Annotated in this window: 23 protein-coding genes and 1 pseudogene; 11 read left to right on the top strand and 13 right to left on the bottom strand. The window is 67.8% G+C overall.

The features are described 5' to 3' along the window. Nucleotides 1–992 precede the first annotated feature (992 nt). From ACWDSL_RS38190 to ACWDSL_RS38175, 4 genes are all read left to right on the top strand, one after another. A complete protein-coding gene (locus ACWDSL_RS38190; RefSeq protein WP_450492551.1) occupies nt 993–1,553 on the top strand; it encodes a hypothetical protein in 561 nt (186 codons plus the stop codon). Next, a complete protein-coding gene (locus tag ACWDSL_RS38185) occupies nt 1,550–2,017 on the top strand; it encodes a helix-turn-helix transcriptional regulator (RefSeq protein WP_450492550.1) in 468 nt (155 codons plus the stop codon). Before ACWDSL_RS38190 ends, ACWDSL_RS38185 begins: the two co-directional genes overlap by 4 nt. A gap of 475 nt (nt 2,018–2,492) precedes the next feature. Further along, a complete protein-coding gene (locus tag ACWDSL_RS38180) occupies nt 2,493–2,987 on the top strand; it encodes a hypothetical protein (RefSeq protein WP_450492549.1) in 495 nt (164 codons plus the stop codon). Nucleotides 2,988–3,021: 34 nt separating this feature from the next. Further along, nucleotides 3,022–3,474, top strand: coding sequence for a hypothetical protein (locus ACWDSL_RS38175; protein WP_450492548.1), 453 nt, complete (start codon nt 3,022–3,024; stop codon nt 3,472–3,474). Between the two features lie 177 nt (nt 3,475–3,651). Here ACWDSL_RS38175 and ACWDSL_RS38170 read toward each other — a convergent pair whose 3' ends face one another. The 3 genes from ACWDSL_RS38170 to ACWDSL_RS38160 form a co-directional block, all read right to left on the bottom strand. Continuing rightward, nucleotides 3,652–4,242 carry a transcriptional regulator gene (locus ACWDSL_RS38170; RefSeq protein ID WP_450492547.1) on the bottom strand — a complete coding sequence of 197 codons (591 nt, stop codon included), beginning with the start codon at nt 4,240–4,242 and terminating at the stop codon, nt 3,652–3,654. Beyond that, the gene (locus tag ACWDSL_RS38165) at nt 4,242–5,780 is read right to left on the bottom strand and encodes a helix-turn-helix domain-containing protein (RefSeq protein WP_450492546.1); all 1,539 of its coding nucleotides are present in this window, start codon (nt 5,778–5,780) and stop codon (nt 4,242–4,244) included. The genes ACWDSL_RS38170 and ACWDSL_RS38165 overlap by 1 nt, the downstream gene beginning before the upstream one ends. Before the next feature lie 128 nt (nt 5,781–5,908). Continuing rightward, entirely contained in the window at nt 5,909–7,150 is a 1,242-nt protein-coding gene (locus tag ACWDSL_RS38160; RefSeq protein ID WP_450492552.1) for a hypothetical protein, read from the bottom strand. Between the two features lie 860 nt (nt 7,151–8,010). On the opposite strand from ACWDSL_RS38160, the pseudogene ACWDSL_RS38155 reads away from it, so the two are divergent. The 4 genes and pseudogenes from ACWDSL_RS38155 to ACWDSL_RS38140 all read left to right on the top strand — a co-directional run. Next, nucleotides 8,011–8,413, top strand: a pseudogene (locus ACWDSL_RS38155) (XdhC family protein); the annotation flags it as partial. Between the two features lie 96 nt (nt 8,414–8,509). After that, nucleotides 8,510–9,484 carry a serine/threonine protein kinase gene (locus tag ACWDSL_RS38150; protein WP_450492545.1) on the top strand — a complete coding sequence of 325 codons (975 nt, stop codon included), beginning with the start codon at nt 8,510–8,512 and terminating at the stop codon, nt 9,482–9,484. A gap of 47 nt (nt 9,485–9,531) precedes the next feature. Next, a complete protein-coding gene (locus tag ACWDSL_RS38145) occupies nt 9,532–10,107 on the top strand; it encodes an ABC-three component system middle component 2 (RefSeq protein ID WP_450492544.1) in 576 nt (191 codons plus the stop codon). A 5-nt stretch (nt 10,108–10,112) separates the two neighbouring features. Continuing rightward, nucleotides 10,113–12,128, top strand: coding sequence for a DNA recombination protein RecN (locus ACWDSL_RS38140; protein ID WP_450492543.1), 2,016 nt, complete (start codon nt 10,113–10,115; stop codon nt 12,126–12,128). 359 nt (nt 12,129–12,487) lie between these two features. Here ACWDSL_RS38140 and ACWDSL_RS38135 read toward each other — a convergent pair whose 3' ends face one another. Next, nucleotides 12,488–12,892 carry a hypothetical protein gene (locus ACWDSL_RS38135; protein ID WP_450492542.1) on the bottom strand — a complete coding sequence of 135 codons (405 nt, stop codon included), beginning with the start codon at nt 12,890–12,892 and terminating at the stop codon, nt 12,488–12,490. A 172-nt stretch (nt 12,893–13,064) separates the two neighbouring features. Here ACWDSL_RS38135 and murC point away from each other — a divergent pair, with 172 nt between their 5' ends. Further along, nucleotides 13,065–14,516 carry a UDP-N-acetylmuramate--L-alanine ligase gene (gene murC / locus ACWDSL_RS38130; protein ID WP_450492541.1) on the top strand — a complete coding sequence of 484 codons (1,452 nt, stop codon included), beginning with the start codon at nt 13,065–13,067 and terminating at the stop codon, nt 14,514–14,516. On the opposite strand, the gene ACWDSL_RS38125 is transcribed toward murC, so the two are convergent. The 3 genes from ACWDSL_RS38125 to ACWDSL_RS38115 all read right to left on the bottom strand — a co-directional run bounded on the left by ACWDSL_RS38125 (nt 14,513) and on the right by ACWDSL_RS38115 (nt 16,996). After that, on the bottom strand, nt 14,513–15,910 hold the full coding sequence (locus tag ACWDSL_RS38125; protein ID WP_450492540.1) for a UDP-N-acetylmuramoyl-tripeptide--D-alanyl-D-alanine ligase: 1,398 nt from the start codon (nt 15,908–15,910) through the stop codon (nt 14,513–14,515). The two genes, murC and ACWDSL_RS38125, sit on opposite strands and share 4 nt — an antisense overlap. Before the next feature lie 304 nt (nt 15,911–16,214). Then, entirely contained in the window at nt 16,215–16,652 is a 438-nt protein-coding gene (locus ACWDSL_RS38120) for an ATP-binding protein (protein WP_450492539.1), read from the bottom strand. After that, the gene (locus tag ACWDSL_RS38115; RefSeq protein ID WP_450492538.1) at nt 16,649–16,996 is read right to left on the bottom strand and encodes a hypothetical protein; all 348 of its coding nucleotides are present in this window, start codon (nt 16,994–16,996) and stop codon (nt 16,649–16,651) included. The genes ACWDSL_RS38120 and ACWDSL_RS38115 overlap by 4 nt, the downstream gene beginning before the upstream one ends. A gap of 234 nt (nt 16,997–17,230) precedes the next feature. Between ACWDSL_RS38115 and ACWDSL_RS38110 the strand changes: the two genes are divergently transcribed. Both ACWDSL_RS38110 and ACWDSL_RS38105 read left to right on the top strand, forming a co-directional pair. Continuing rightward, on the top strand, nt 17,231–18,553 hold the full coding sequence (locus tag ACWDSL_RS38110; protein WP_450492537.1) for a hypothetical protein: 1,323 nt from the start codon (nt 17,231–17,233) through the stop codon (nt 18,551–18,553). Continuing rightward, entirely contained in the window at nt 18,550–19,119 is a 570-nt protein-coding gene (locus ACWDSL_RS38105; protein WP_450492536.1) for an N-acetyltransferase family protein, read from the top strand. The genes ACWDSL_RS38110 and ACWDSL_RS38105 overlap by 4 nt, the downstream gene beginning before the upstream one ends. Before the next feature lie 79 nt (nt 19,120–19,198). Here the strand turns inward: ACWDSL_RS38105 and ACWDSL_RS38100 are convergent, their stop codons facing one another. From ACWDSL_RS38100 to ACWDSL_RS38075, 6 genes are all read right to left on the bottom strand, one after another. Then, complete coding sequence (locus tag ACWDSL_RS38100) at nt 19,199–19,324, bottom strand: hypothetical protein (protein WP_450492535.1); 126 nt, start codon at nt 19,322–19,324, stop codon at nt 19,199–19,201. A gap of 286 nt (nt 19,325–19,610) precedes the next feature. Next, nucleotides 19,611–20,147, bottom strand: coding sequence for a GNAT family N-acetyltransferase (locus tag ACWDSL_RS38095; RefSeq protein ID WP_450492534.1), 537 nt, complete (start codon nt 20,145–20,147; stop codon nt 19,611–19,613). Nucleotides 20,148–20,904: 757 nt separating this feature from the next. Beyond that, nucleotides 20,905–22,146, bottom strand: a complete 1,242-nt coding sequence (locus ACWDSL_RS38090; protein WP_450492533.1) for a hypothetical protein — start codon at nt 22,144–22,146, stop codon at nt 20,905–20,907. A 565-nt stretch (nt 22,147–22,711) separates the two neighbouring features. Next, nucleotides 22,712–23,713 carry a DUF6207 family protein gene (locus ACWDSL_RS38085; protein WP_450492532.1) on the bottom strand — a complete coding sequence of 334 codons (1,002 nt, stop codon included), beginning with the start codon at nt 23,711–23,713 and terminating at the stop codon, nt 22,712–22,714. Between the two features lie 8 nt (nt 23,714–23,721). Next, the gene (locus ACWDSL_RS38080; RefSeq protein ID WP_450492531.1) at nt 23,722–24,615 is read right to left on the bottom strand and encodes an XRE family transcriptional regulator; all 894 of its coding nucleotides are present in this window, start codon (nt 24,613–24,615) and stop codon (nt 23,722–23,724) included. Beyond that, complete coding sequence (locus ACWDSL_RS38075) at nt 24,612–24,839, bottom strand: hypothetical protein (protein WP_450492530.1); 228 nt, start codon at nt 24,837–24,839, stop codon at nt 24,612–24,614. Before ACWDSL_RS38075 ends, ACWDSL_RS38080 begins: the two co-directional genes overlap by 4 nt. Nucleotides 24,840–25,510: the final 671 nt, after the last annotated feature.

The following is a 25,510-nucleotide window of genomic DNA, read 5'->3' as shown; positions in this document are numbered from 1 at the left end:
CGCGTCCTCCTCCGGAGGAACGACGCACGACCCTACGGGTCGTCAAAATGACAACCCCCTACGGGGGTTAAACCAATTCCTCCGGAATTGGTTTAAGAATTCCTCCGGAATTCACGCTAGAGATACGAATTAACTTGCAGTCAGTTCAGCGTGTGACTCACCTCCTTGCCTCCGCCGCCCGAGTCGGGTCCCGTGTCGACGCACAGTCAGGCTTGCGTGGGGTGCGGTTAAAGATCAGCGGGCTGTGTGGGCGGGGGTGGCGGTGGATTAAGTGCCACCCCCGCCGGGCCGAGTGACTGGACTGCGTGAGCAGCTGCCGTGATATCATCTTGCCTGCTCACGCGCCTGCCTGACGATGCCGTAGGCGCCAACTGTACCGCAAGACACTCTTTTAGGTCTACCCTTGATGAACCCCGCTGCATCACTCGGTGATGCCGGGTAGAGTCCGTGAAAACACGGCACCACCCCTCAGGGCGGCGCCCGGCCCTCAAAATTCGTTTGGCAGGAATGGAGCCGCTAAGACAGCTCAGGAATATACGGTGCGCTCATTAACCAGTTTCATCATGAGGCGGAAAGCCCTCCAGAACGGTCCTGGTGGGAAAAGACAGTCGAGCGATACGGTAGGCGCGGGCATTCCGAAAGTGCCTCAGCCCCGCACCACCGCCGCACAGCTGGGCGGCCGTCAGTGGATGCAACCGAGCCCCCCGTGCCCGGCCGTTGTCTCGTCGTTGCATGCAGCAGCTGGAGGGCGCAGAGCGGGTCACTGGGGGCGCACCTCTAAAGATCAGATAGGCGCGACGCGCTGACCTGCGAAGACGCGGGCGATGTATGCACCCAGGGTGAATAGATCGCGGCCGCGGGCGGCGAGATGCATGCACGTAGGTGAATAGATCGTGCCTGGCAAGGGACACGCCCGATCGTGCATGGATCAACCGAATAAGATATCGCTGCTGGTATGTTATGCGGCGTCGGAGTTGATCAGAGGAGAGCTTGTGGCCCAGGCCCTGCGGCGCAGTGCGGAGTCGCCCGCGAAGGCGACGCGGCTGTCTCCTGCGCCCCCGCCGCCGAACACCGTCGACGGTGTCGAGTCCGCGCGGCAGTTGCTGAAGAAGCTGGAAGACCTCGCCCGCAAGGGCGGCACGTTCAGTACCAACCCGGACGTCAAGCCGTACGCCTTCTACGGCAGCCAGCACATGAGCACGTCGCAGGTGATCCAAGACAACCTGTGGAAGTTCGGGTTCTCCGAGACGGCCCGCAATGTGCTGGACCATATGACGGTCCACCACGACGCCCAGGCCCTGGTGGAGATGACCCAGGGCAGCCTGGCCGCGAAGTTCGGCTGCTCGCAGTCGAAGATCTCCCGCTCGATCGGGCAGTTGAGTAAGCACAACTTCGCCTGGAAGGAGCGGCGCGGCGTGTACCGGCTCCACCCGCTCTACTCGTACCGGTGGGGCAGCGTGAAGCAGCGGAGGCTGCTCAAGCAGCTTGGTGAGAAGACACTGACCAAGTACGAAATCGTCATCCCGACTGTCAGGAATGAGGCATCGCGATGAGCACTGTCCCCGGCTTCCACAACCCGGAGATCTTCGAGGCACTACCGAACGCGCGCCTATCCCCCACGGCCCGCGACGTGTTCGACGTCCTCACCGCACGCCAGGAGGCCGGCGGCCTGGTCCGTATCCGGCAGCAGGACATCGCCAAACGCCTCGACATCAGCCAGGCCGCCGTCTCCCGGGCGATCGGCCAGCTCAAGGACAAGGGCATCCTCGACGGCCGCCACCGACAAGGCACGGTGCTCATCCACCCGCTGATGGCCGCGTACGAGTCGTTCGCCCACATGGTCAATCACCTCCAGGACCCGAACACCTTCGTATGGCCGCTGAACTTCCCCACCGGCGACATGCGACCGCCGCGCACCAGCGACGCACGAGTCAACACCGACTTCGACCCCGACCCGGACGGTGGCGAAGACGCCCCAGCCCCCGAGGGCCGACCAACGCTCCGGCTGGCCGGCTGAACCTTCTCCAGCACCCCGAGCAGCACCACAGCGTCGACTCCCATTCGGGCTCGCGCGCGTAGCCAGACGCGAGGACGTCAGCAGCGTCAGTGTGGAGAAGTGGGCCAGGGAGACTCCGAACAGCAGTTGGCCGATCGCGTTCGTCTGCCCCGAGGTCATCGACGACGCGGCGCAGCGCGGCGAGCGTCCCTGACTCCTGCGGGCGGCAGGGAGCTGTGTGCGAGGTCCGGTGACCAGCTGCCGGACCGTGCGAATGCTGCGCGGCATCCGGGTACGGTGACGGAGCCGCCAGCAGAGTGGAGCCGCCAGTAGGTGACGCCTCGGAACTGGTGATCTGTGACGTTCTGTAGAGGGTGGACCGGTCGGCGGAGCTGACCGGCTCGGATGTCAACCGAATCGCCAAACCAGCCCATGCTCCGTGCCCGACGCGGGACGATGGTTTCACCGTCGGCGTCGGCAGATCGCGGAGGATCTTGTGAGCAGGGTTGTCCTCACCACCGACCACGTCCACGACCACAGCAACGATGGCCGCCGCCGCGTCGCCCCTCCCATGGCGTACGAGGAGGAGCGGGAGGGCGCGATTGTTGGTTTGGTGGCGCAGCTGTACGACGTGGTCCTGGACGAGTGCCAGCCGTGCCGCGAGCAGTTGCTTAGCCTCCTCAAGGAAGACGCGGCGACCACGGGGATGCTGGTGTACGGAGCGTGCCTGTTCACCTCCGAGACCTATGGCGGACTGCCCGACGTACTCCTGGAGGGCAGCGAGCCGGCCGACGCGCCCTTCCACCCCACGGCATCGTTCCGCACCGCCGCGCACGCCTACGACACCGCCGAGGGGACCCTCGGTGTGGCCGCAGCGGTGTGCGAGGCCTGCGCAGCGCTCACTCCCCAAGAGCGGCTGGACGCGGCGACGACAGCGCTCGAACTTCTCGTCGAGCTACCCGAGTTCGGCGTCGACTTCCTCTACCAGTGATCGCGCTCGTCGCAGCACAACACAAGGAGTCCTCATGGGCCGCCAGAAGCCCGGCAAGCCGCGTCGTCCGCGTCCGGAGGACGACCATGCTCATCGTGGCTGGAGTCTGGATGCAGTGCCGCAGCCTGGTGGTTGGCAGGCAGACAGCAAGCTGTTCGAGGACGTCACGGGCGCTGCCTTCGAGGGCTGCGCCTCGTGCCAGGACGCCGCGCTGACGCTGCTGGTCGAGGATGCGGTGACCACGGCCCGGCTGGTGGAGCTGGCATGCGGAGTCATCATCAACGTGGAGGGGGACATGCCGGCCTCCCAGATCGATCCCGACGCGCCCGGCGAGGCCAGCCCGGAGTTCCGGCGCCTGGCCCGTGCAGGACTGGGCAAGACGACCGACGGCATGTATCGAGAGTGCGCGCAGATGACACCCACCGAACGGCGCGCAGCTGCGAACACCGCCCTCGACACCCTCGTGGGCTACGCCGCAATGCCCTGAGACTCAGGAGATCGCCGACTGCTGTGCCGTCTTAGACCGGTCCACCAGTCACAGAACGGCACAGATCATCGGATCTCACACAGTCTCTGCAAATGCTGCGCAGCGTCGGGGGTACGGTGACGTTGTACGGCCCGGAGTCAATTCCAGTGACTCCGGGCCGTACGTGTATGGGGCGAGTCAGGCGGCCCAGCCGACCGAGGAGACGTAGGTGTAGGAGTCCCAGTCGGTGCCAAGGCTGCTTTGGATGATGTCGTCCCAGATCGCTTCGAGTTCCGTGGTGTCTTCGGCGATCCAGGCGTCGACGGCGCGATCCCATACGGCGCCGCGCACGTTGATGTCGCGGGTCTCCAGGTCGCGCTGGTGTTTGCGGTCGACGCGGGACTGGTCGACGGGGTCGATCTCGATGCGGGTTCCGCGGCCGCGGTTGTTGAGCCGGCGCTTGAGGTCGGCGACCACGTTGCGGCGGCGCAGGTCCCAGTACGCGGCGTCCAGGCGGGCGAGGTTGGCCTTGCTGGGGGTCTGCTCCTCAGCGAGCCAGGCGATGAGGGTGCGGGGCCTGACGTGGACGCCCGCACGATCCAGCGCCTCGTACCCGGCGTCGCTTGCGGTGAGGTAGCGCAGGCGGGCTGCCAGGCCACGCTCGGAGTCGACGGGTGACTCGATGCCGGTGACCATCCAATCGATGCCTTCGGCCAGGGCCATCCCTCCGTGGATGCCTCGGGCGCGGAAGGTGCCCAGGTGCCTCCAGCGGCCGCCGGAGCCGGCCATCAGCGGGTCACCTTGCCGACGGTGTACTCACCGGACGCTTTGGCATCGCTGTACTTGATCTTCACCTGAGTGACGCCCCGTCCTTCGGGAAACACCTGCCGCCAGTCACCGGTGACGTGCAGCTCGTCCGTGCCCATCATGGCGATGACCTCCAGACCTGCCTGGTGGGCCTTGTACGCCTTGCCCCAGAGGTTGGCGAACGCCTGGCTGTGGATGATGTGCATCCAGTCCGGGCGCACAATTTCACGGTTGTGGATTGATTCACCCATCGTGGAAGTGAACTTCGAATACATCACCTTGATGTATTCGAAGGTGATGGTGTCGTCCTCGGCAATAGCTGTCTCCCGCGCTGCGGTCAGAGTCTTCCGCAGAGCGTCCAGGAAATTCTCTGTCGCGCCAGAAGTCCACGATTCGTGAATAATCGGCGCATCGAGAAGCCCGTACTTCGGCCCGGAAAGGCGCAGCAGGAGGCGCAGGGTCGCATTGGTGACCCACACAGGGCCGGGCTGGTCCCGGTCGGCGAGAGGGTCGGGCAGGTGCGGGTGGTTCCACGGTGAGGGGGTGATCAGGTGGACTCCGGAACGTTTGGAGTCCACGCCGTCGCTGCCGGTGGAGTGCTCCAGCTTCCCGATCGGCAGCCAGCACTTGAGGGCCGAGAGGTAGGCGGCGTTGATGTCCAGGGCGGTGACCGCGATGTCCCCGGGGATCTTGAGGGAGTAGTCGGGGTGGTGGAAGTTGGGGCGGGCCTCCCAGATCTGGTCCGGCTCCTTCTTCGAGGGCTTCTTGAAGATTTGAGGCAAGGCCGGGTAGGCGGTGTAGGTGTAGCGGGCGGTGGCGCGGGTCTCCCCGAACAGGCGCATGACGTCCGGGATGGCGCGCTTGCTCAGGGCCTCCATCGCGGCGTCGGTGTCGCCCTGGGCGCGCTCCAGCTCTTCGTGCACGGCCTGGCCGATGAGGCCGACGGTCTCCGCCTGCGCGCGGGCCGCGGACTTCGCCCGGCGCTGCGGCCGCGAGGGCACTGGCGCCGGAGTGGGTGATACGGCGGCCTGGGCCGGGGCGCTGGCGGCCTGGGGTGCGGCGGCGGGAGGCTGGCACATGCCGCCGACGTGCAGGGAACGGCCGTCCGTGGCCTTGTAAGGCGTCATGGCGCCACAGCGGACGCAGGGGGCGGGCTCGCCCTGTACGGCCATCCCGTCGGGGCTCCACGCGGTCTGGGGTGTGGCGAACGCCGTAGCTGAGGCCGCGTCCGGAGCGGTGGGCTCAGCGGGCGCTTCGGCCGGGGCCGGGGCAGGGTGGAGCTCGGCAAGGCCCTTCAGCAACCGCAGGTACTTCATGCGCCCCGGCGGTTGCGGATCGGTCACCCCCTCCTCCCAGTTGGCGACCGTCTGACGTCCGACGCCCACCGCTGCGGCCACCTGAGCACGCGAGAGACCGGCCGCCTGCCGCAGTCGCAGACGCTCAGCCGGCTCCGGCATCCACGCCGTCAACCGCGCTTCCTCCAACAACGCTTCCACGCTATCGACTTGGTCATCACTCATACCCCAAACCTACACCAGTATAGGCGTAGATTGGAAACTCTCTAGGCAGCTATTAGTCATCCATTTTGCATGCCTGGGTGCCCGTGCGGAGCGCGCTCGCGAGCTCTGCCCCTCAGAGATCACCTCGTCTACCTGTGGAAATGTGCTGTCACGCTCACAACCTCGCAGTCCTCGGGGAGCTCTGGGCGCTGCTTGCGCAGCGGTGGGAGCAGCGGGATGGGGTCGCCGGGCAGGAGGCCCTTGCGGCGGAGGGTGGTGGCGCGGCTGGCACACCATTGGGTGCAGTAGGTGCGGGGTCGGCGGGTGGCCTCGGGGAGAGGCTGGGTGCACACGGGGCAGTGGCCGGGGTCGGCGACCGGCGCCAGGCGCTCGAGCAGCTGCCGTACCCGGTTGGCTTCCTCTGTGGTGAGGGGCACGCCGTCGGCGCGGCAGCCGGTGAGCAGTTCGGTGAAGGCGGCGCGCAGCTGGGCGAGGTCGCGGCGACAGGTGCTCAGCAGGGCGAGGTAGTCGTCGACGGGCCAGGTGGCGAGGGTCGCGGAGCGGGTCAGGTAGAGGCCGATGGCGTCGATCCGGTACCGGTCGGCTGCATCGAGGAGCAGATAGCCGGTCAGCTGCCAGGCAGTGCGCTGGGACATCTCTGCGAGCGGGTGGCGGGTGCTTTTGAAGTCGAGGAGCAGTCCGTCGACAGCGAGGTCGGCGTCGGCGGTGATGTGAGCGCCGGCGAACGTCGGCCCGCCGACGCAGTCTTCGGGCCGGGTGCGGGCGCGCAGTGCTTCCAGAGGGCCGTGGGCGGCCTGGTGGAGCTGGGCGACGACGTCGGCGACCAGGTCGCGATGCGGCAGCTGCAGGAGCCGGGTGAGGGTGAAGGCGCCGGGGTCGGCGAGGGCGGCCTTGGCGAGCGGGGTGAAGGCGAAGCCGATCGGCGTGCGGGCGAGGACCTGGTACCAGGCCGCGGCAATGAGCATGCGGGCCAGGTCCTCCTCTTCATCGTGGGCACGGTCGATCGGCAGCGCGCGGTTGTCGAGCCCCAGGCGGTGCACCGTTTCCGTCAGGCGCGCCGTGAGCTCGTTGCCAGCGGCGCGCATCCGCAGGCCTGCACCGAGGCCGATCTGCCCGGTGAGCTCGACGCCGATCAAGGAGGCTTCGTCGACGGGTGCGGCCGCGGTGAAGGCCAGGCGCAGCCGCTGGTCGATCGCGGTGCCCACGGTGCCGGCCTCCGTGCCGACGCCAGGCGGCGGGAGCAAAACGTGGCCGGTGCGGTGCTGAGCGCGGAAGCTGTCGCGTAACAGCTTGGGGCCGGCTGAGAGCTCGCGGTCCAGGAACCGGCGCAGCGGGGTATGAGGGCTGCGCAGCCCGTCGACCAGAGACATGGAGGTCACCACCGTTCGTCCTGCGCCGCCGGGCGCGGTGAGATGTCAGGGTTTGGACGGTACGGATCGGGACTGACAAGGCGTCACCCGTACGAGGTAGCCGCTGGCATCCGCAGGTACAGATGCCACACGAACGAGGGGCGGCCCGGCATCAAGGTGACGCGGATAGCGAGGTGGATATAGCGGAGGGGTGCCGACGGTCGTCGGAGGCCCACAGAAGAAGCCCTGGCGGGTCCGGTATGGGCTACGTGCTTGCGGCCATGAGCAGCAGGAAGGTGACGAGCACCAAGAGCACGTTCTCGGCAACCAGGCCCGAACGGCCGCCGACTTGTGGAGCCTCACGGGGTCATCACCAGCGTCGCTCATACACGACGGATGGAGTCACCTCCTGGCTGGCTTTGTACCCGAGTCGCGTCGTCGTTTCGACACGGCTCCGGGCGTCGCACGGTCGTGCGAGGAGGCCATGTGCGCGACTTCGGGAGGCACCTCCGACCCGGGGCCTGGCGGTCGGCAACGGCGCGGGCACGATCCCCGGCCCACGCCCGTAGCCAGCGTTTTTGCCCTCAGCCGGTGGCCGGCCGCAGACGCCTGGACCGGGGCAGCCGCCTCCTGAGCATCCGCGCTGCCTCCCGGCGCCGTGAACATCCCAGAGAGGCCAGCGTCCTCGGTGCCTTCCGAACTGTCCCCGGTCATGCAACCGAGTCGTTTGACATCGAACCCAGTCGTTTCGGCTTCCCTGACAGTGAATCTAGTCGTGAGGGGTGAGCGCGGGGGGTGCATGGCCGTCCCTGCTGGGGCGGACGGGGCCGTGCCGTACGTCGAGGTGTCGTGCAGGCAGGGCGTAGGCGGGCGTCAGCAGCGTCCGTGTCGCCTGGCCCAACCACCACCTGGAACGCACGACGGTCGGTGACCGTACAGCCATCTGCGTCCTCACCCACGACGCCAAGTTCGACATCCCTCTCCTGCGCCGGGCGCTCACGCTGCCCGTCGGCTACGTCGGCGCGATGGGCTCCCGCTGCACACACGAGGAGCGCCTGCGCCTCCTGCGGGAGGGCCGGTGTCGAGGCACAGCAACTAGCAGCATTGCATTCCCCTGTCGGTCTCGACCTGGGAGCACGTACACCCGAGGAGACGGCCGTGTCCATCACCGCGGAGATCATCGCCCATGCCAACGGGGCGAGTGGACTGCCGCTGCCTCTGCACACCAGTCCCATCCACCGTGCCACTGCCGGGCGCAAGCACCTTGATCGGATGATTCCGTAACACGTACGCTGACGGTCGTTACTGTGTGTGGCGCAGGGTGAACAGCGCGCTGAACGCGGTTCGTTCGGCTTGCCTGCGGGATGCGGGGGTGCAGGGTTGGACAACTCCATGCCGGTGGCAGCTGGTGTTCCGCCCATCCATTTTGGAGTGCACGAACTGCGGACCGGAAGCGCGGACGGGGCACGGGCCGACTTCGAGAAGATGCTCGCGCAGCTCGCCAGTGCGACCAATCCGAACGTCCGGATGATCGCTGCGAATCCGGGCGACTGGGGAATCGACGCTTTCGCCGGTGACCTCGGGGGCGCCATCACGGTCTGGCAGTCCAAGTACTTCATGCCGAAGACCACAACCAGCCAGTCGCAGCAGATTCGCGAGTCCCTCGCGAACGGGCTGAAGGCCGCGGCGGCAAACGGTCACACCATCACGCTCTGGATCCTGTGCATCCCCTCCAGCATGGACGGGCCGGCAGCCCAATGGTGGGACGGCTGGAAGAAGCGGCAGGAGAAGGCTCATGGCCTCGTCATCGAGCTGTGGGACGAGACCAAGCTCGTGAAAAAGCTGCTGAGCCCCGAAGGTGACCAGGTACGCCGCGCCTATTACGAACCCTTCACGGCGCCCGCCGTCCCTTCCCAGGAGCAGATACGCCTCGTGCTGGACGTGGAGGAGGACAGGGCGGCGGCGCTCGACTCGGCTCTGTTCGTGCGCCAGATGACCGAGGCCGGCCACGTCGAACTGGACTCGGCGAAACGGCAGTTCTTCAACGCCGACCTGGTGGCGCGCGAAGTCGCGCACAAGGGCGTGCCAGCTGAGGTTGCCGCACTGAGCTCTGCTGACGCCACTCTTCACGGGGTGTGGGAGATGCAGTTCAACGAGTGCTCGGCCGAGGGCACCCTCGCCGCTCTGCACGGCCGGGTATGGCGCGAGGTGCGCGGCGAGCACGACAAACTGCCCAAAGTGCTGCGTCTGGAGGTGACGCACAGCTGGGGTCTGGTCCACCGGCTGGTCGACAACCGTCGGGCAGGGTGGGTCACGCACTGGCGGCAGATCGCGAGTGGTCATGCCGACGACTGAGGGTTGGCATCCGTCCGTACCGCTCGACCACTGATGAGGAGCATGCCGTGCAAGCAGACCGGCCGGTTGTGATGCCCGAGGACGAGGTACCTTTCCGTCTCGCTCAACTGCTGCTGCTCCTTGACGCTGTCGCCGCGCAGGACGCAAATGGGGCGACCCTGGAACGCATCGGGTACTACGACTTCCTGTCCGCGAACCCCTTCCTCGTGATTCCCTCCGAGGGCCGGGACGCGAGCCTCCTCCGGCTGGCCGGATTCGACCCGCAGGTCCTTGCTTACGCGTCCTCTTCACAGCGATTCACGAGCCGGCGAGAACGGATCCAGCACGATTTGGCGCTCCTGGTGGCCTATGGGTGCTGCCGGGTCCGAAATAGCAACGGCTCCCTCACCTACTCGATCACAGAGGCCGGTCAGCACCTCGGCGGGCAGTTCACCGCCACCTACGCCACCTCCTTTGCTACCGCCGCCGACATCGTCGTCCGCCAGCTCCGCAAACTCAGCGACAAAAGGCTGCGCGAGCAGACCGCACGGTGGCTCAGGCCGGACGGACCCGGCGGACCCGCGGCTGCCCTCATGAGCGTCCTGGGGCCAGGACCGTTGCTGGAAACGTCCTGGGAGGGATGATCACCATGGAGCCGCTTCCCGGCATCCGGATCCGCCGTCTGCGCCTGGTCGGCATGGAGCGGTTCTACGACGTCGATTTCACCGCCGAACAGCGGGTACGGAACCTCTCCGTCATCGCTGGGGCATTCAGCTCCGGCAAAACAGCGGTCCTGGAATTCATCGCCTACGGGCTCGGCGCGAAACGGCACCCCCGCCACCAGGAGGTGCTGCGAAGGGTCCGTTCATGCCTCCTGGAGGTCGAGCTCTCCGGCGAGCAGCACGTGATCGAGCGGTCGGTCGGAGAGCCCTCGAAGGTCGCCTTCGTACGCCGCGGAACGCTCGACAGCAGGCCCACCTCCAGGGCCGAGGGCAGGCCCATCGACCCGCCCGGGGCACCGGAGAGCCTGTCCTCCCTCCTCCTGAGTCACTGCAAGCTCGAAGGCGTCCAGCTACGCGAAGCGCCCACCAACAGCGAATCCCGCACGGACCCGCTCAGCTTCCGCGACTTGATGTGGCTCGCCTTCCTGCCCAACGAACGCGTCGCGGACAAGAACTTCCTGTTCGAGAACGACTACATGCGCAAGCACAAACTGCGGCAGGTCGTTGACGTCGCCTTCGGGGTCCATGACGACCGCGCCGTCGAACTCGGCCAGCGCATCCAGGAACTCGGCGGCCGGCTCAACCGCGCCAAAGCCGAACTCGCAGCAGCCCGTACCTTCGTCGTGGAGCAGGCTCCCACCGCACTGGACGGTGAACCCACACCTGCCGTCCACGAACAGGAGCTGGCTGACATCACGAGCCAGCTCACGGAGTTGGACCGCCGGGCGCAGGCGGGAACGGAATTCGCGGCCCAGCTGCGCCACCAGCACAAAGAGGCGGCCCAGACTTCTCACCGGGCGGCAGCGGTCCTACGGGACTGCGAAACACAGCTCCAACGCCTGATGCCTCTCCGCGCACAGTACGCCGACGATCTCCTCAAGCTCGGCATGCTCGGCGAGGCACAGCAGATCTTCGACCCCCTGAGCGTCACCACCTGCCCCGCCTGCCTGAACCGGCTGTCGGCTCCCCCCACCGCCGACAACGGACGCTGCAGCCTCTGCCGCCACGAACTGACAGCAACGGAAGGGCCGTTGGTCCTGGGCGCTGCCGACACCGGCAGCCAGGCCGGGGACAACCGGGTGGACGTCGCGGCCGAGACCCGGTCCACCAAGGCCCGTCTCAAGGAGATCACCACCTACATCGATGAGCTCGGCGCCTCACTCGCGGCACTCAAACTCCGGGCGGAAGAGGCGGCCGTCCGGGAAGAGGAAGCCGCCGCCGCGCTGGACGCCGCGACGTCGCCCTCCGTCTCACCGTTCCTCGCCGCCCGCGACGACCTCCACCGAAGGCGCGAACAGGTCCTGCGCCAACTCGAACAGGCCGAGAGCGCGGTCAAACTCCGCGAAGGACTTGCCAAACGGGCCGACGCCGTGGAACGCCACGAAGCCCAGATCGCCCGTCTCCGCGAGGAACTCGCACGACTCGGAGACGCCTCCCACGACCGCGATCGGGTCATCGCCAAGATCAGCGGCCGATACGGCGAGCTCCTGCGAGCCTGGCGCTACCCCAAGGTCAGTACACCCTTCATCAAGACCGACCTCACCCCCTTCGTACGCGGTGAGCCGTACCAGGAAGCCTCCTCCGGCGCCCGCACCCTGCTCACCCTGGCCTGGCAGCTGGCCGTCTTCGAAATCGCCGTCGAAGCAGGGGCCGCACACCCGGGATTCCTCATGATCGACAGCCCCCAGAAGAACCTCGGCCACGGCGGCACCCTCGATGCCGTGATCGCGGACGCCGTCGCGATCGACGACTTCTACCACCACCTCTTCCTCTGGCTCGCAGAGCGCGGTAGCCGAGCGCAGCTCATTGTCGCCGACAACAGCCCGCCACCGCTGGTGGAAAGCAGCGTGGTGGTGCGCTACAGCCGCAACGAGGACCGTCCGCCGTACGGGCTGATCGAGGACGAAACTAGTGCGGACGAAGAGGCAGAAGCCGACGCGTGAAACGCCCTCCCAAACACGGACCTTTCCTCGGTAGCAGGCTGCCCCCAAAGGCGCAGCGTTGCGGATCACTCACTCAGCAGTTGAAGCGCGGGCTCGACTCTGACGTCAGGCCGGCAGCCGCGTGTCGGTCAGCATCAGTGGCTGCCAGGGCTCGGACGGGTAGGGGGACCATGGCGCGGTGGGGGCGGCGGAGGCGAGAAGCGATGTCAGCTCCCAGATACACCACCACTGGTTGACATCCAACCTAGTCGACCCAGGTCAACAGGCTGCACACGACTAACTTGGCTGTCAAAGAACACGAACCGCTGTCGAAACGCTGCTCTACGCCGTGTACGAAGCCACACCTCCCCAGGCGCGTTTCACCCTTGGTGCGGAAGGGGCTCTTCGTGGTCGCGGAGGGCGGTGCGGATGAGGCCGCGTACGTAGTCCTCCGCTGAGAGATTCGCGGCGGTTGCCCGCTGCATCAGCACCAGGTGCTCCGGCTCCTCCAGTGGGACGCGCAGGTTCCGGGCCCGGGTGAGGTGGAGCGACTGCGGGGTGTGGAGTTGGCCCAGGTGTTCCGTCAGCAGTCCGGCGAGGAGGTCGGGCACTGGCGAGTGGGGTTTCTCACCGTGCCGAATCCAGCGGCCGACGCGGGTGTGGTGAATGGCGATGTGTCGGTGACCTTGCTGTGTGGCGCGTTGGTTGATGCGTCGGGCCGTCTCGTGGTTGCTCCAGCGGGCTGCGGCCAAGGCGACGGCCAGAGAGTAATTGGGTGTGCTCATTTGACCCCCTGGGGCTGATGAGACCGGGGCGGCAGATGAAGGAGGGGTGCGGACATATCCGCACCCCTCGTGGCGGTAGAGGCCGTGAGTCTGAGACGGGACGTTGAGGGGGCGGCGCCCAAGGGGGGTGCCAGTGGATGGGCTGGCATCGGCCAGTCCGCAGGGAGGGCTCATGACCGAGACCGCAGTCCCCAAAATCACCGCGACGGCGTCGGCCAGCGACCCCGCCGATCTCCGCCGGGTTCACTTCATCGGCGTCGGTGGGACGGGGATGCTGCCGCTGGCGCGGGTCTGCGCCGAGCGGGGGTTCACGGTGTCCGGCAGTGACAGGCGACAGACCAAGGGCCTGCAGGTGCTGGCCGGCCTGGGCGTCAGCGTGCACACCGGGCACGCCGCGGCGCAGGTTCCCGCGGACGCGACCGCGGTGGTGTTCACCCACGCCATCGATGAGCACAACCCAGAGGTGCAGGAGGCCCGGCAGAGGGGCCTTGCCCTGGTGCACCGCTCCACAGCGCTCAACACGCTGATGGCCGACCACACCACGGTCGGCATCCTGGGCACGCACGGCAAGACCTCCACTGCGGCGATGCTCGCCCACGCCCTGACCCGTATGGGGCACGCCCCGACGTACGTGGTGGGAGGCGACATCCACGGCCCGGCCAGCGGCGGCCACGCCGGGAACGGCGAAATCTTCGTCGCCGAGGTCGACGAGTCGGACCGGACGCACCTGAACGTGCGCGTCAACGTCGCGGTGATCACGAACATCGAGCACGACCACCCCGAGAACTACCGGAATGTGGCCGACCACATCACCGCCTACAAGCAGTTCGCGCTCAGGATGCGGCCCGGCGGCACGCTGGTGCTGAACGCGGACTCGCCCGGCTGCCAGGAACTCGCCTCCCGGCTGGCGCTGGCCGGCCAAGGCCCGCGGCTGGTGTGGTTCGGCAGCTCCACCGACGCCACCTGGCGCCTGACGAACGCGGTGAGCGCGCACGGCGGGGGCATGGCGACGCTGCACGGGCCGGGCGGTGCCGAGACTGCCCTGACCCTTGGCATCCCCGGCACGCACCAGCTCCTGAACGCCGCCGCCGCTGTCGCAGCGGTCCACGCCGTGGGCCTGGACGGAGCTCACGCCGCCGGGTTCCTGGGCGCCTTCGAGGGGGTGGCGCGGCGGATGAGTCTCGCCGGTGACTCGGCGGGCGTGCGGGTCTACGACTCCTTCGCGCATCACCCGACCGAGATCAGGGCCGACCTCGCTGCTGCGCGCAGTCTTCTCACCGAGGACGACGGCCGGGTGATCTCGGTGTTCCAGCCTGCGGGCCGGGCCCGGCACGAGGCGCTCGGCGGCGAGTTCGGCGCGGCGCTCGCTGAGTTTGACGAGGTGGTGCTGACGGGCCACTCGCACATCGGTGAGGAGGTGGTGCTGCGGGAGCTGTCCGCCGCCGTGGAGGACGCGGGAGGCAGGTGCCGGGGCGTGGAGCGGGACCGGGCCGCCGCGGTCGCATGCGCGGTTGCGGCGGCCCGGCCGGGTGATGTGGTGGTGCTCATCGGCACCGGCGACCTGGTCGAGTACGGCCCGGCGCTCACCGGGGAGCTGAGCCGTCCGGCCGGGGCTGCGGTCTAGGCGGCGGGTTCGGGGTCTGGTTCCAGCAGCGCCTGGGCGAGCTGCTGGAGCTGGACCCCACGGCTTGCTTTGACCAGGACGACGTCGCCCGGCCGGAGAGTTGAGCGCAGCAGGTGCAGCGCGCTGTCCTGGTTGGGCAGGTGCACAGCGGGTGCGCCGAGCCCGGCGGCGGCGGTCTGCATCCATCTGGCTGCTTCCCCTCCCACCGTGATGAGCTGGTCCAGGCCGAGCCCGGCGGCGTGGCGGCCGACTTCCTCGTGCGCGTGGCGGGCATCGTTGCCCAGTTCGTTCATGGGCCCGAGGACGGCGATGGCGCGCTGGTCCCGGCCCCGGGCCATCGCAGCGAGTGCATCAAGGGAAGACCGCATGGAGTCGGGGTTGGCGTTGTAGGCGTCGTTGATGACCGTCACTCCGTCGCCGCGGAGTGTGGTCTCCATGCGCCAGCGTGACTGCGGGGTGGCGTGGCTGAGGATGCGGGCGATCTCCTCGAGGGGGAGACCAGCCTCGCGGCCGACCGCCGCGGCGGCGAGGCTGTTGTAGACCTGCGGCTGCCCGACGCACTGAAGGGCGACGGGTGCGCTTCCTTCGGGGCTGTGCAGCGTGTAGGAGGCTTGTCCTTGGCCGTTGAGGCTCACGTCGGCGGCGCGGATGGTGGCCTGCGCGTCGAGGCCGTAGGTGACGATGCGGGCGCGGGTGCGGGAGGCCATGGCGCGTACGAGGGGGTCGTCGGCGTTGAGGACGGCGAGACCGTCGGCGGGCAGGGCTTCGACGATCTCCCCTTTGGCCTGGGCGATGTTGTCACGGCCGCCGAATTCTCCGACGTGGGCGGTACCGACGTTGGTGACCACACTGACGTGGGGCGGAGCGATCCGGGTGAGCTGTTGGATGTGGCCGATGCCCCGGGCCCCCATCTCCAGAACGAGGAACCGGGTGGAGGGGTCGGCCATCGTGATGGTCACCGGAAGGCCGATCTCGTTGTTGTAGCTGCCGGGCGTGGCCACGGTGGGCCCGGCGGCAGGCAGCACCTGGGCGATGAGGTCTTTCGTGGAGGTCTTCCCGGCGGAGCCGGTGATGGCCACGACCTGTGTGCCTGTGAGGGTGTGCTGTACGAGGTGCAGGCCCAGGCGCCCGAGCGCGGACAGGACGTCAAGGACGACGATCGCGGGGACACCGACGGGGCGGGCGGTCAGGGCGGCCGCCGAGCCGTTGGCGAGAGCGGCTTTGGCGTAGTCGTGGCCGTCTGCCTGCTCCCCGGCGAGCGCGACGAACAGCGATCCGGGCGTGGCGTCGCGGGAGTCGAAGACAGCCGGGGCGGTAACGGTGGCCTGCGGATCGGCGTCGGCGAGCCAGCCGCCTACGGCGTCGGCGATCGCCGACAAGGTCATGGGCTGCACGTGGGTTCTCCCTGGTCAGAGGTCTGTCAGGACATTACCGGTCAGGTGGTACTGATCAGGCTGGTCTGGGAGCCTCAGCCTCGCGTGACTGCGAGGCTGAAGCGGCACCAACCCGACAGCACAGCTAGGAAGAGCCCCCAGCCGGGGCCAGCTGGGGGCTCTGGTCGCCCGGGCCCACGGGGGGAGAGCGTCGGGCGAGTCTGTGGGGGCTACGTGCTCGCGGCCATGAGCAGCAGAGCGGTGCCGAGCACCAGGAGCACGTGCTCGGCAACCGGGTCCCGGCTGGCTGCCGACTTGTGGAGCCTCACGGGGTCACCACCAGCGTCGCCCATACACGCTTGCCCCACGGGCGTGTGCCGGTGCCCATGTATTCCCAGCCCCACTGGTGGGAGACGGCGTCGACGAGGAGGAGCCCGCGGCCTTGGACGGCGTCCGGGCCGGGGGTAAGCATCGTGGGCACTTTGAGGGGTGCCCGGTCGATCACGGCGACATACACCCGGTTGTCCGCCGGGCGGTTGACGGTCATGCGGATCGTGTGGCCGCGGGCGTGCCGGGCGGCGTTCGCGACGAGTTCGGACATGATCAGCGCAGCGGTCTCCGCCTCGTCGGCGAGGCCCCACGCGGCCAGCGCCACGTGCGTCAGGCGCCGGCCTTCCTGCGCTGTCTCCGGTGTGCGGCGTCCGTTCAGGGTGTAGCCCGGGTGTCCGGTTCTGCGGGGCTGCGCTGCAGCCGTGCTGGTCATGGTCGGCTTTCTGTGGCAGTGTCCCGCGTCGGCTCCAGGGGGCCGGGGTGCAGGTAGAGGGTGAGCAGTGCCCGGCACTGCACCGCGAGATCCCAGACGTCCGTGTTCTCTTTCGCGAGCAGGCGGCGAGTACGGGTGATGATGTGCGCGGTGCTGCGCTGGTACTCGCCCCGCATCCGGGGCTCGTACACGGCGACTTCGGGCAGGAGCAGCTGGATGTGGCCGCGGAGGAAGTCACCGAGCTGCGTGCGTTTCTCGGCCGTCAGGACGCCCGATCCCCACAGGACCGCCTGGTACGTCCGCTGGATGGTGCGGGCGTCGATCTCGGCCGCATCTGCGGTCATCGCCGTCTGGCTGCTCGAAGCGTCCGCCACAGCGCCCCTCCTGGTCAGTCGTCACGTCACCTTCCACACAAGCAGCGGCCCGTCGGCGGGTGCGATGTCGCACCGATGAAAGACCGATGTAAGTCGGCCACAGGACCTACCGGGATGGGTGAACCTTGGCCAAGACCGGGGCAGATAGTGGGTGGGAGCGGTACCGTCACCGCACCCTTCCACCCGCGGATACCGGAGCCCGGCATGGCCGACCGCCGCAGCCTCACGCCCAACACTGTGCTGCGCGCGGTGCGTGAACTGGAATTCCAGATGAGTCGCCAGGAATTCGCCGCGGAGGTCCGCGCCACAGGGCGGGCGATGGGCGAAAACGTGGGCTGCGATACACGGCTGGTGGCGGCTTGGGAGGACGGGGACGTCGGTTGTCCCCGCGCGGTGTATCAGCGCATCCTGACCAGGATGACCGGGCGGAGCATGGCCGACCTCGGCTTCCGTATCACCCCAGCACTGTCCGTACCGCCGGCCGCCGGAACGTACGGGCCGCCGCGGGAGGAGAGTGGTCCGGTGGAACGGCGCGATTTCCTGCGAGACGGAACAGGCGTTGTTCTGGGGCCGCTCGGTGCGAAGAAGAAGGTACCGGGAAGGATCGGAGCGGCCCAGGTGAGGGCCGTCACGAGGGCCGTGGCCGAGCTCTACGCGACCGATCACGACCAGGGCTCGGCGTCGCTGCGCCGGGACGCTTCCGAGGCGCTGCACACCGCCTACCAGTGGCTCCAGAACGGTACCTTCGCGACCAGCAGGACCGAGGCGACGCTGCGGTCGGCGACCGGCGCGCTGTCGATCGCCGCCGGGTGGTTATCGTTCGACTCCGGCCGTGCCGGGGATGCCCATTCGCTGTACGGCGAGGCTCTGGCCGCCGCGCGGATCGCCGACGACCCGGGGCTGGATGCGCACGCCTTCGGCTGCCTGAGCTCGCTGGCGAAGGCTTCCGGGCGACCGCGCGAGGCGATCTCCGCCGCCCAGGGCGCGCAGACCGTCGCCCGCGGCCTCGGCTCCTCCCGGCTGCTGAGTCTGTTTCACATGCGCGAGGCCGGCGGGTGGGCTCTGATGGGCGACACAAGCGCCACCGATCAGGCCGTCGTCCGGGCCCACGACCTCTACGCCAAGGGACCGACCGACGCAGACCCGCCGTGGCTGGAGTTCTACACGCCCGGGGAGCTGGCCGGGCTGGAGTCATTGGCCCGTGCTGATCTCGGTCAGCATGAACGCGCCGCTTCCGGTGCTGAGCAGGCCGTTTTGTTGTACGGGGACGCGTTCACCCGCAACCGTGCTCTGTACACGGCCGACGTCGCCATCCAGCATGCAGTGAGGGACCGTCCCGAGCCGGAGGTGGCCGCCGCGGCCGCGGGCAAGGTGCTGGCGTTCCTGCCCGAGGTGCGGTCCGACCGGCTGCTGCGCTCCCTGCACAACGTCGCGGGTGCGCTGCAGCGGCACAACCGCGTCCCCGCGGTCGCCGACTGGATCGAGGAGTACCGCACCATCACCGCCACCACAGGAGGACGGGCGTGACCCCCAGCACCCGCACAGACGTCGTGATCCGCACCTACGGCCCCGGCCAGACCGAGCCGCTGCTCGACACGATCGCCGACATCTGGGCCGACGCCCACCCAGAGATCGTCGACAACCCGAGCGCGTCCACCGATGGCCTGTCCGTGCCCGCGCTGCACCGCCAGGTCCTCGGCCACCTCCGCCACGAGGGGTTCACTCTGACCGCCGCGTACGCGAGCGGCACCATGGCCGGCTTCGGCTACGCCTTCCCCTGCACGCCCGAGTACTGGTACGGCGACCTGCTGCCGGCGATCCCCGAGCACGCCCGCGCCGGACGCCTCATGGGACTGTGTGAACTCGCGGTCAGCCCCGCCTGGCAATCCCAGGGCATCGGATCCAAGCTGCACGCCGCACTGCTCACAGCGATCGACCCCGAGTGGTCATCCCTGCTGGTCCGCCCCGACAACACGGCCGGACGCAGGCTGTACGAGCGCATGGGCTACAAGTACGCGGGCCCGTACCACAACACCCCCGGCGGCCCCGAGTTCGACCTCCTGCTCCTGGAGGTCGAACGCCCGGCAGCCTGATTACACGGCCGCTGAGCTTCCTCAACCATCACGACCTGCACAACGAGCCGCCCACCAGCCCGCTCTGAAGGTGGAACGTTCAGCGTGTCACCCGCGCGGCGCGCTGACGCCGCTGTTCGCGCTGGGCGCCACGATGGACCAGCTCCGGCAGGCCCTGCCGCCCCTGGCCGTGAGCATGGGCGGCCGCGATGGCCCGCTTGCTCACTGTGCCGTCTCATGAAGTTGGTGCCGCCTCATGAGACACCCAACTAAACGGATCAATAAAGATCACACTTTGAAGTCGTTGAGGTACCCGAGGAAGAGCACAAAGGCTAGGAAGAGCAAGATGAAGCAGCCGCACGGCGCGGATCCGGTGGGCGCGGTGTCCTTTGACAGCGAAGTTAGTCGCTCTGTCCGCGGTGGCCTGCGGCGACTGGATCGATTGGCAAACGGTCAAGTGAGGACCGGTGTGGGATGGGTGAACCCTTGTCGCCGCGCTGGGTGGCCCTCCGTCACATAGGGAGCGAGAACAGCCGTACTGGCCCTGAGGGCCAGCGGGCGTCGTCGCGCAAGGGCGTCACCATAGTCCGCAGCGGCATGGTCACCAGGCGGCCTTCGGGTTGTTCGACGAGTACGTCCTTGTCGAGCGGGTGCCATCCGAGGCGCTGGTAGAGCGGCACGAGGGGAGGTCGGCAGAACAGGAGTGCGTGCTGAGGACCCATCGTGCGGGCGTGCTCCAGGGCAGCTGTGACGACGAGCCGAGCCAGGCCCTGACCTTGCATGCCGGGCGCGACGGCCACTCCGCCGACGCCCACCACCTCTGTCTCGGTGTCGCCGATCGCGACAGGCAGTCGCAGCAGGCCAGCGTGTGCCACGAGGCGGTCTTCGTGTCTGATGCCGAAATGTTCTTCTTTCGGCAGCCATGTCAGACCGGCCGAGGCGACCCCGAAGGGATCATCGCTGTTGCCAAGGATCTCTTCCTGGTCCGCCTTCGTGTACTGGGGGAGCCGCACCACAGTCGGTGTCACAGAGGATCGGTGCTCAGACATTCCCACATGATGATCTCTCCGCCCAGCACTGGCCAAGCGATTCCTCCGCCGACACTGGGCGCTGTTGCTCCCCCGGAAGTAGACGTCGGCGAGCATGGCATCGATCAGAGCTCGCGTGGCGTCGTTGATCGCTGGTGCGGGCCGCCTGGCCGCTCGTCCCTTCTTGGGGCCGCTCCTGGACTTGTAGGTGCTCGGTGCCGAAATCCATCAGCACAAGCCGGTCCCGCTCCAGCCGCGACTCGAAACCGACGTGCCGCCCGGTCGTCGCCGCCCAGTACCAGCCCGAGAAGTGATGCTCACCACGCGACCAGCGAAACGGCCGCACAGCGGCCACGCTAGGTTCGCCGGCAAGGAAACCGAAACGACTGGGTTCGCTGCCAAAAGCCTCGATTGGATGACAGCGGACACGCGGCCTGGCTTTGTTCGCGGGTTCCGGCAGCAGATGTTCACGGCTCCGGGGGCACCCGCAGACCGGAAGAGTCGATGTTCACGAGAACGGGTTCTGGCTCAACTTCTGTGGAACTCCGCCGGCCGCGCTCGTGCTCGCTTCGGCCCAACGGACTGACCTACTGGATCCAAGCATTCAGCGTCCTGGTGAACCTATCGTCGAGCCGTCACCACGGGAGTTGAGCCAGAAGCCGAGAACGGGCAGCCCTCTACGTCGGTTCGGGAGGCAGTTGGCGCTAGGCCGGAAAGTTCACAGCGAAGGGCCTGGCGCGGCCCCTAGACCTATTCGTGGTGCAGCCGGCTCGCTTGCTCACCAATCTTCTTCCGGGGCTTCAGTACGCGATTCGATGCCCGCCGTGGCGACTTCCCCGCGGTTGCTCAGGGAGAGGCCGCAGAAGGGGCAGGAGAAGGACTCGACCGTTCCAACGTCGACAACCCCGCCGGGGTGGATGCACGACAGCTCCCACTCATTGCAGCGGCAGGGTACGGGGCTGAGGTCCCCGTACACGTTGCCGGCGTAACCGCAGGCCGGGCACTCACGCCACCACACGTGGTCACCGCTTGCCCGACTGCTTATCAGGCAGCCTCTTTGATCGAGGTGGATCAGCATGTCAACTAGAGGCATATCAGGGTTGCGATACTGCACGTCGACGAGTCCCGCGATGACACCTGAAGCGATCATGACCTTGACCGTTACAGCAGTATGGGACCGCTGCATGACGCCAGGATCGTCGTGGGAGGCCAGCGGCGCAGGGAGTGGGAGCACTCCGTACTCTACGAGCAGCCTCTCGGCGGCTTGCCCGGCTTGGGCTCCCTCGATCCGTAGTGCGGTGACCAGTGCAGCGTCCAGCGCAGTGCGGGTGACGTCCCCTTCGAGCTCGCTGGGCATTGTGGCCTCGTCCCAGGACTTGGCCTCAAGGCCTGTGCTGAGGGCTACCGAGATCGCTGAGCGGGCACGCTCGCGCGCGGCGAGCGCAAGTTGTTGGGCGAAGGGTTCCAGAAGAGGCCGTTTGGCCGGTCCTGCGGGGGCGGGCATTGAGGCGACCTGGCTCAGATCTGCAAAGACGCTCGTGTATTCGCCCCAGAAGTCAGCCGGGTCCAGGCCTAGCTCGGCGCGGACAGACTCGACGACCTGGACACCTGTTTCGACGACCTTCCTGACGGCCATGTCATCGAGGTAGGCAGAGTGCGCGACGCCGTTGCGGGAGTCTGCGAACGGTCGAAAAGTCCGTTCATCCACTGGCATACGGCCGTGCATGAAGATGGCTGCAGTTTTGAAGGCTTCGAGTATGCCGATAGTCCTTGCCTCAGAGAGAGGCTTGACACCGTTCGCGTCCCCGTGCCCAAGAGAATGGAAACGGAAAGACTGGTCGCCCTTCTCGGCAATCAACAAGGGGTTGTGACGGCACAGCAAAGCCTTGAGGATGTGTTCGCATCCGACACCAGCGTGTAGGACAGCGAAGGCGTGGTTCTCTTGGCGCCACGAGTCCAGGGACGCGCGCAGGAACCGGCTCGCCATCTCGGTGAAAGTCTTCTCGTTCAAATTTTCCATCCCCCTCAACTCGATCTTGGCTCAGTGGTCGGGCTTTCGTCCAGCACGGGTCCTGTCGGGGTTCCGGGGGGCATCCCAAGTCGAGGGTCAGCGTCGTGAACACTACGCTCCGGTCTTGCGGGCTTGCTGTCTCCCGAACCGATGTAGAAGGGCTGCCCCTTCTCGGCTTCTGGCTCAACTCCCGTGGTGACGGCTCGACGATAGGTTCACCAGGACGCTGAATGCTTGGATCCAGCAGGTCAGTCCGTTGGGCCGAAGCGAGCACGAGCGCGGACGGCGGAGCTCCACAGAAGTTGAGCCAGAACCCGAGAACGGGAGGCACCCGCCGGCGCCCGGCAACGGCGCGATGGCGGCTGCCACCTACGCCCGTACCCAGCGCTTTTGCCCCGGGCTCCGGACGGGCGGCAGGCGGCTTCCCGTCGGTCACCACCGAGCTGCTGCCCGGAGTCGTGAACATCCGGCGCGGGCACTGCCTCCCGAACTGCCGTCGAAACGCTGCTCTGCGACGTGAACAGAGCCAGCGGCCACTGGCTCAGGTCGTGGCGCTGTACGGGATGCATAGTTGTCAGGTTGGGGCGCTTGTACGGGATGCATGCAGCGTGCCCATGCGCCGGCGCCGGTTCAGGTGGTAGCGCAGCCGCACGCCGGGCTGGTCCATCTCTCTGGCGGTGAGGTCGGCGGTGGCGGTGTCCCAGCAGGCGGCGATCGCTCCCTGGAAGGCTGACGCGGACTCGTCATCAGCGGCCGCGACCTCCATGAGAACCTGCTCCGGCTCCTGGGCGCGCACCTCGTGGGGGCGGTCGCCAGTGTTGGGGGCGAGTGGGCGACGGTTGGGCAGGGCCGTGGCCGACTGCCTTGTCTTGTAGGAAGACCGCGCGACGCTTGAGGTGGCGCGGAGAATGGTCTCGATGTGTGCGGCGAAGTGGGGTCCGGGCAACGGGATCTCGTAGCCGGGGTTGCGGGCGTAGCCGGCGGCTACAGCGGCGGCGACGTAGTCCATGACGGCGGCGGTGGCTTTGGTGGGCTTGCGGTCCGCCGCTGGGGTGAGGTGGCTGAGGATGCGCAGGACGGTGGGGATGCTGGCGTCGACGTCCGGTTCGTCGTCGCCGGCCAGGTTGGTGGTGTCGGCGTAGTGCTGGGTCTCGAGGCTGGTCTGTTCGAGCCAGAGGGCGGCCGCGTGGCTGTCGCCGAGCGCCAGGTGGTGCAGGTAGAGGCAGTAGGCGGCGGCGTCGTCACCAGCGCCGGCGGCGTACTGCCACCAAAAGCGTGCGCCGTCTTCAGCGTCGGCGAGTTGCAGGACGCAGCCGAGGGCCCAGGCGGCGCGGGGGGCGGGCAGTTGTTCGGTGATGAAGTCGGCGAGCTGGCTGGGGGTGAAAGTGGAATGGGTGATTGCCACCTCGCAGATGGCCTGCAGGTTCCTCGCGGCAGTGTCGTCTCTCAGATCACGGTCGCAGCTGTCCCATGTGAAGGCGGGGTAGGCAGTGTCTTCATAGGGGACGGTGTCCGCGGGGACCTGGGGGTCCTTCACAAGCAGAGCCCGGGCGAGGAGATGGTCGATGGCAGTCATTACGGTGATCACTCCGGGTTCTCGTGACGGTGGTAGATGCGTTCCAGGGCCCCTCGGGCGTGGTGGTCCATGGTGTGGGTGATGGCCGGGGACAGACCGACAACGGCGGGGATGGTGTCCTCGCTGATGCCGCACAGGTAGCGCAGGACGGTGACGTCGAGCTGGTCATGGGGCAGGCGAGCGATGGCGTCGAAGAAGTCCGCCTGCTCGCCGATCTGGGCGAAGCGGACGGCGAGGTCGTCGGTCTGGCTCTGGGCGACGGTGGAGAACGCCGCGGCGCGCAGGTCGGGGTGTCCGTCGGGGTGGTGATGAGCGCGCAGCATGACGCGGGAGCGCAGCAGGCACCAGGCGTGGCGGCGCACATCGGGGCTGGCGGTGGCCTCGTCCCAGCCGAGCCAGAGGATGTCGAAGACCTCCGCGACGACCCACCGGGCACGCCCGTCGGTTTGGAGGAAGGCGCGGGCGTAGTCGGTGTAGGGCTGGCAGATTTCCTCGGTGAAGCCCTGGTGGGCCAGTGGCGGCTGTTCCGGCTGCAACGGCTGGACCTCGTGTATGCGGTTTTCGATCCAGGCGGTGTCTTTGTGCGCTTCGCGGGCAGCGGCCGTCCACAGTCGGCACAGCGGCAGGACGGGGATGTCCAGGGAACAGATCACGCTGTAGGTGATCTGCCAGCCGGGGTAGTAGCCCTTGCCGCGCAAGAGTTCGGAGATGCGGGTCTTGGAGTATCCGGAGCGGTTGACGAGGTCGTCGAGGGTGAGGCCGCTGGCGAAGAGCCGGTTGCGGACCGGTTCCAGCCATGCGCGATGGGAGGCGCCCACCTTCTCCCAGATCGGCTCCGGCTTGCGGCCGCGCCTACTCGGCGGCTCCCCGCCAGACTGCTCCGGCCTGAAGGACGGTGTCATCGAGTCGGCTCCTCACGCCCGGCTGCGGCGGCCGACGAGGGGGCCGCGGCGGCGTCCGGCCGCGCCTCCGTACCGCCCAGCGCGGTGACGATCTGCTGTACCAGCAGTCCGAGCGAGGGCAGCAGCGCGGCCACGGCCGCGAGCTGCCCCAGCATGGTCATCACCGTGCTCCACGCGAAGACCGCCACCAGCACGGCAACGGTCAACACCTGCTTTCTGGACATCGCACCTTTCCCTTGAACTCGTATCGTCTGTCAGGCCCTTCCGCGGCGGTGCTGAAGCGCTTTGGAGGAGTTGGGTGCCAGCATGGTCCGCCAACCTTCCGACACTCAACGTGATCATGGGGTTACGGAACAATGCCACTGGGGCCAAAGGCATCACAGGGCATGCGCATTACGTCACCACGGTCGCTCGCGAGGTCAAAAGGTGGATCCACTATCGCTTTTGACGGCGGAAACGTACTTCTCCTCGCGACGCCGCGGGCAGGGCGCACCATGGAACACAGACGCCTCCCGGGCGTCGGACCTTCCCGTCTGGAAGGCCACGCTGTCCCCTTGTGCTGAAGAACAACCGGAGGGGACGGCACCGCTCCCGCCCAGCCCCCGCGCCGGGCGGGAGCCCCCGCGCAACACACCGCAAGCCCCAGCCGCCAACATCACCCCGACAGCACAGCGAGGGCCAGGAAGGCCAGCCAGCTCGCGGTGCCGGCGGGGTCGGCACGGGGCCAGTGGGACGGCTTGCACTTCCGCACTGCGCCACGGGGGGCCGCCCGCGGGCGGCCCGGCCGGCTCATCGACGTCCTGGCCCCGGCCGCCGAGGACACCGCCGACCAAGTGCCGTGTGGCGGGCTTCGGCCGACGGGTACGCAATGGGCAGGGCCCCCGCGGTCGTCGGC

The sequence above is a fragment of the Streptomyces sp. NPDC000941 genome (genome assembly GCF_053599555.1).
Note: the sequence above shows the minus strand (reverse complement) of the source record. Positions and strands in the feature narration are given on the sequence as shown.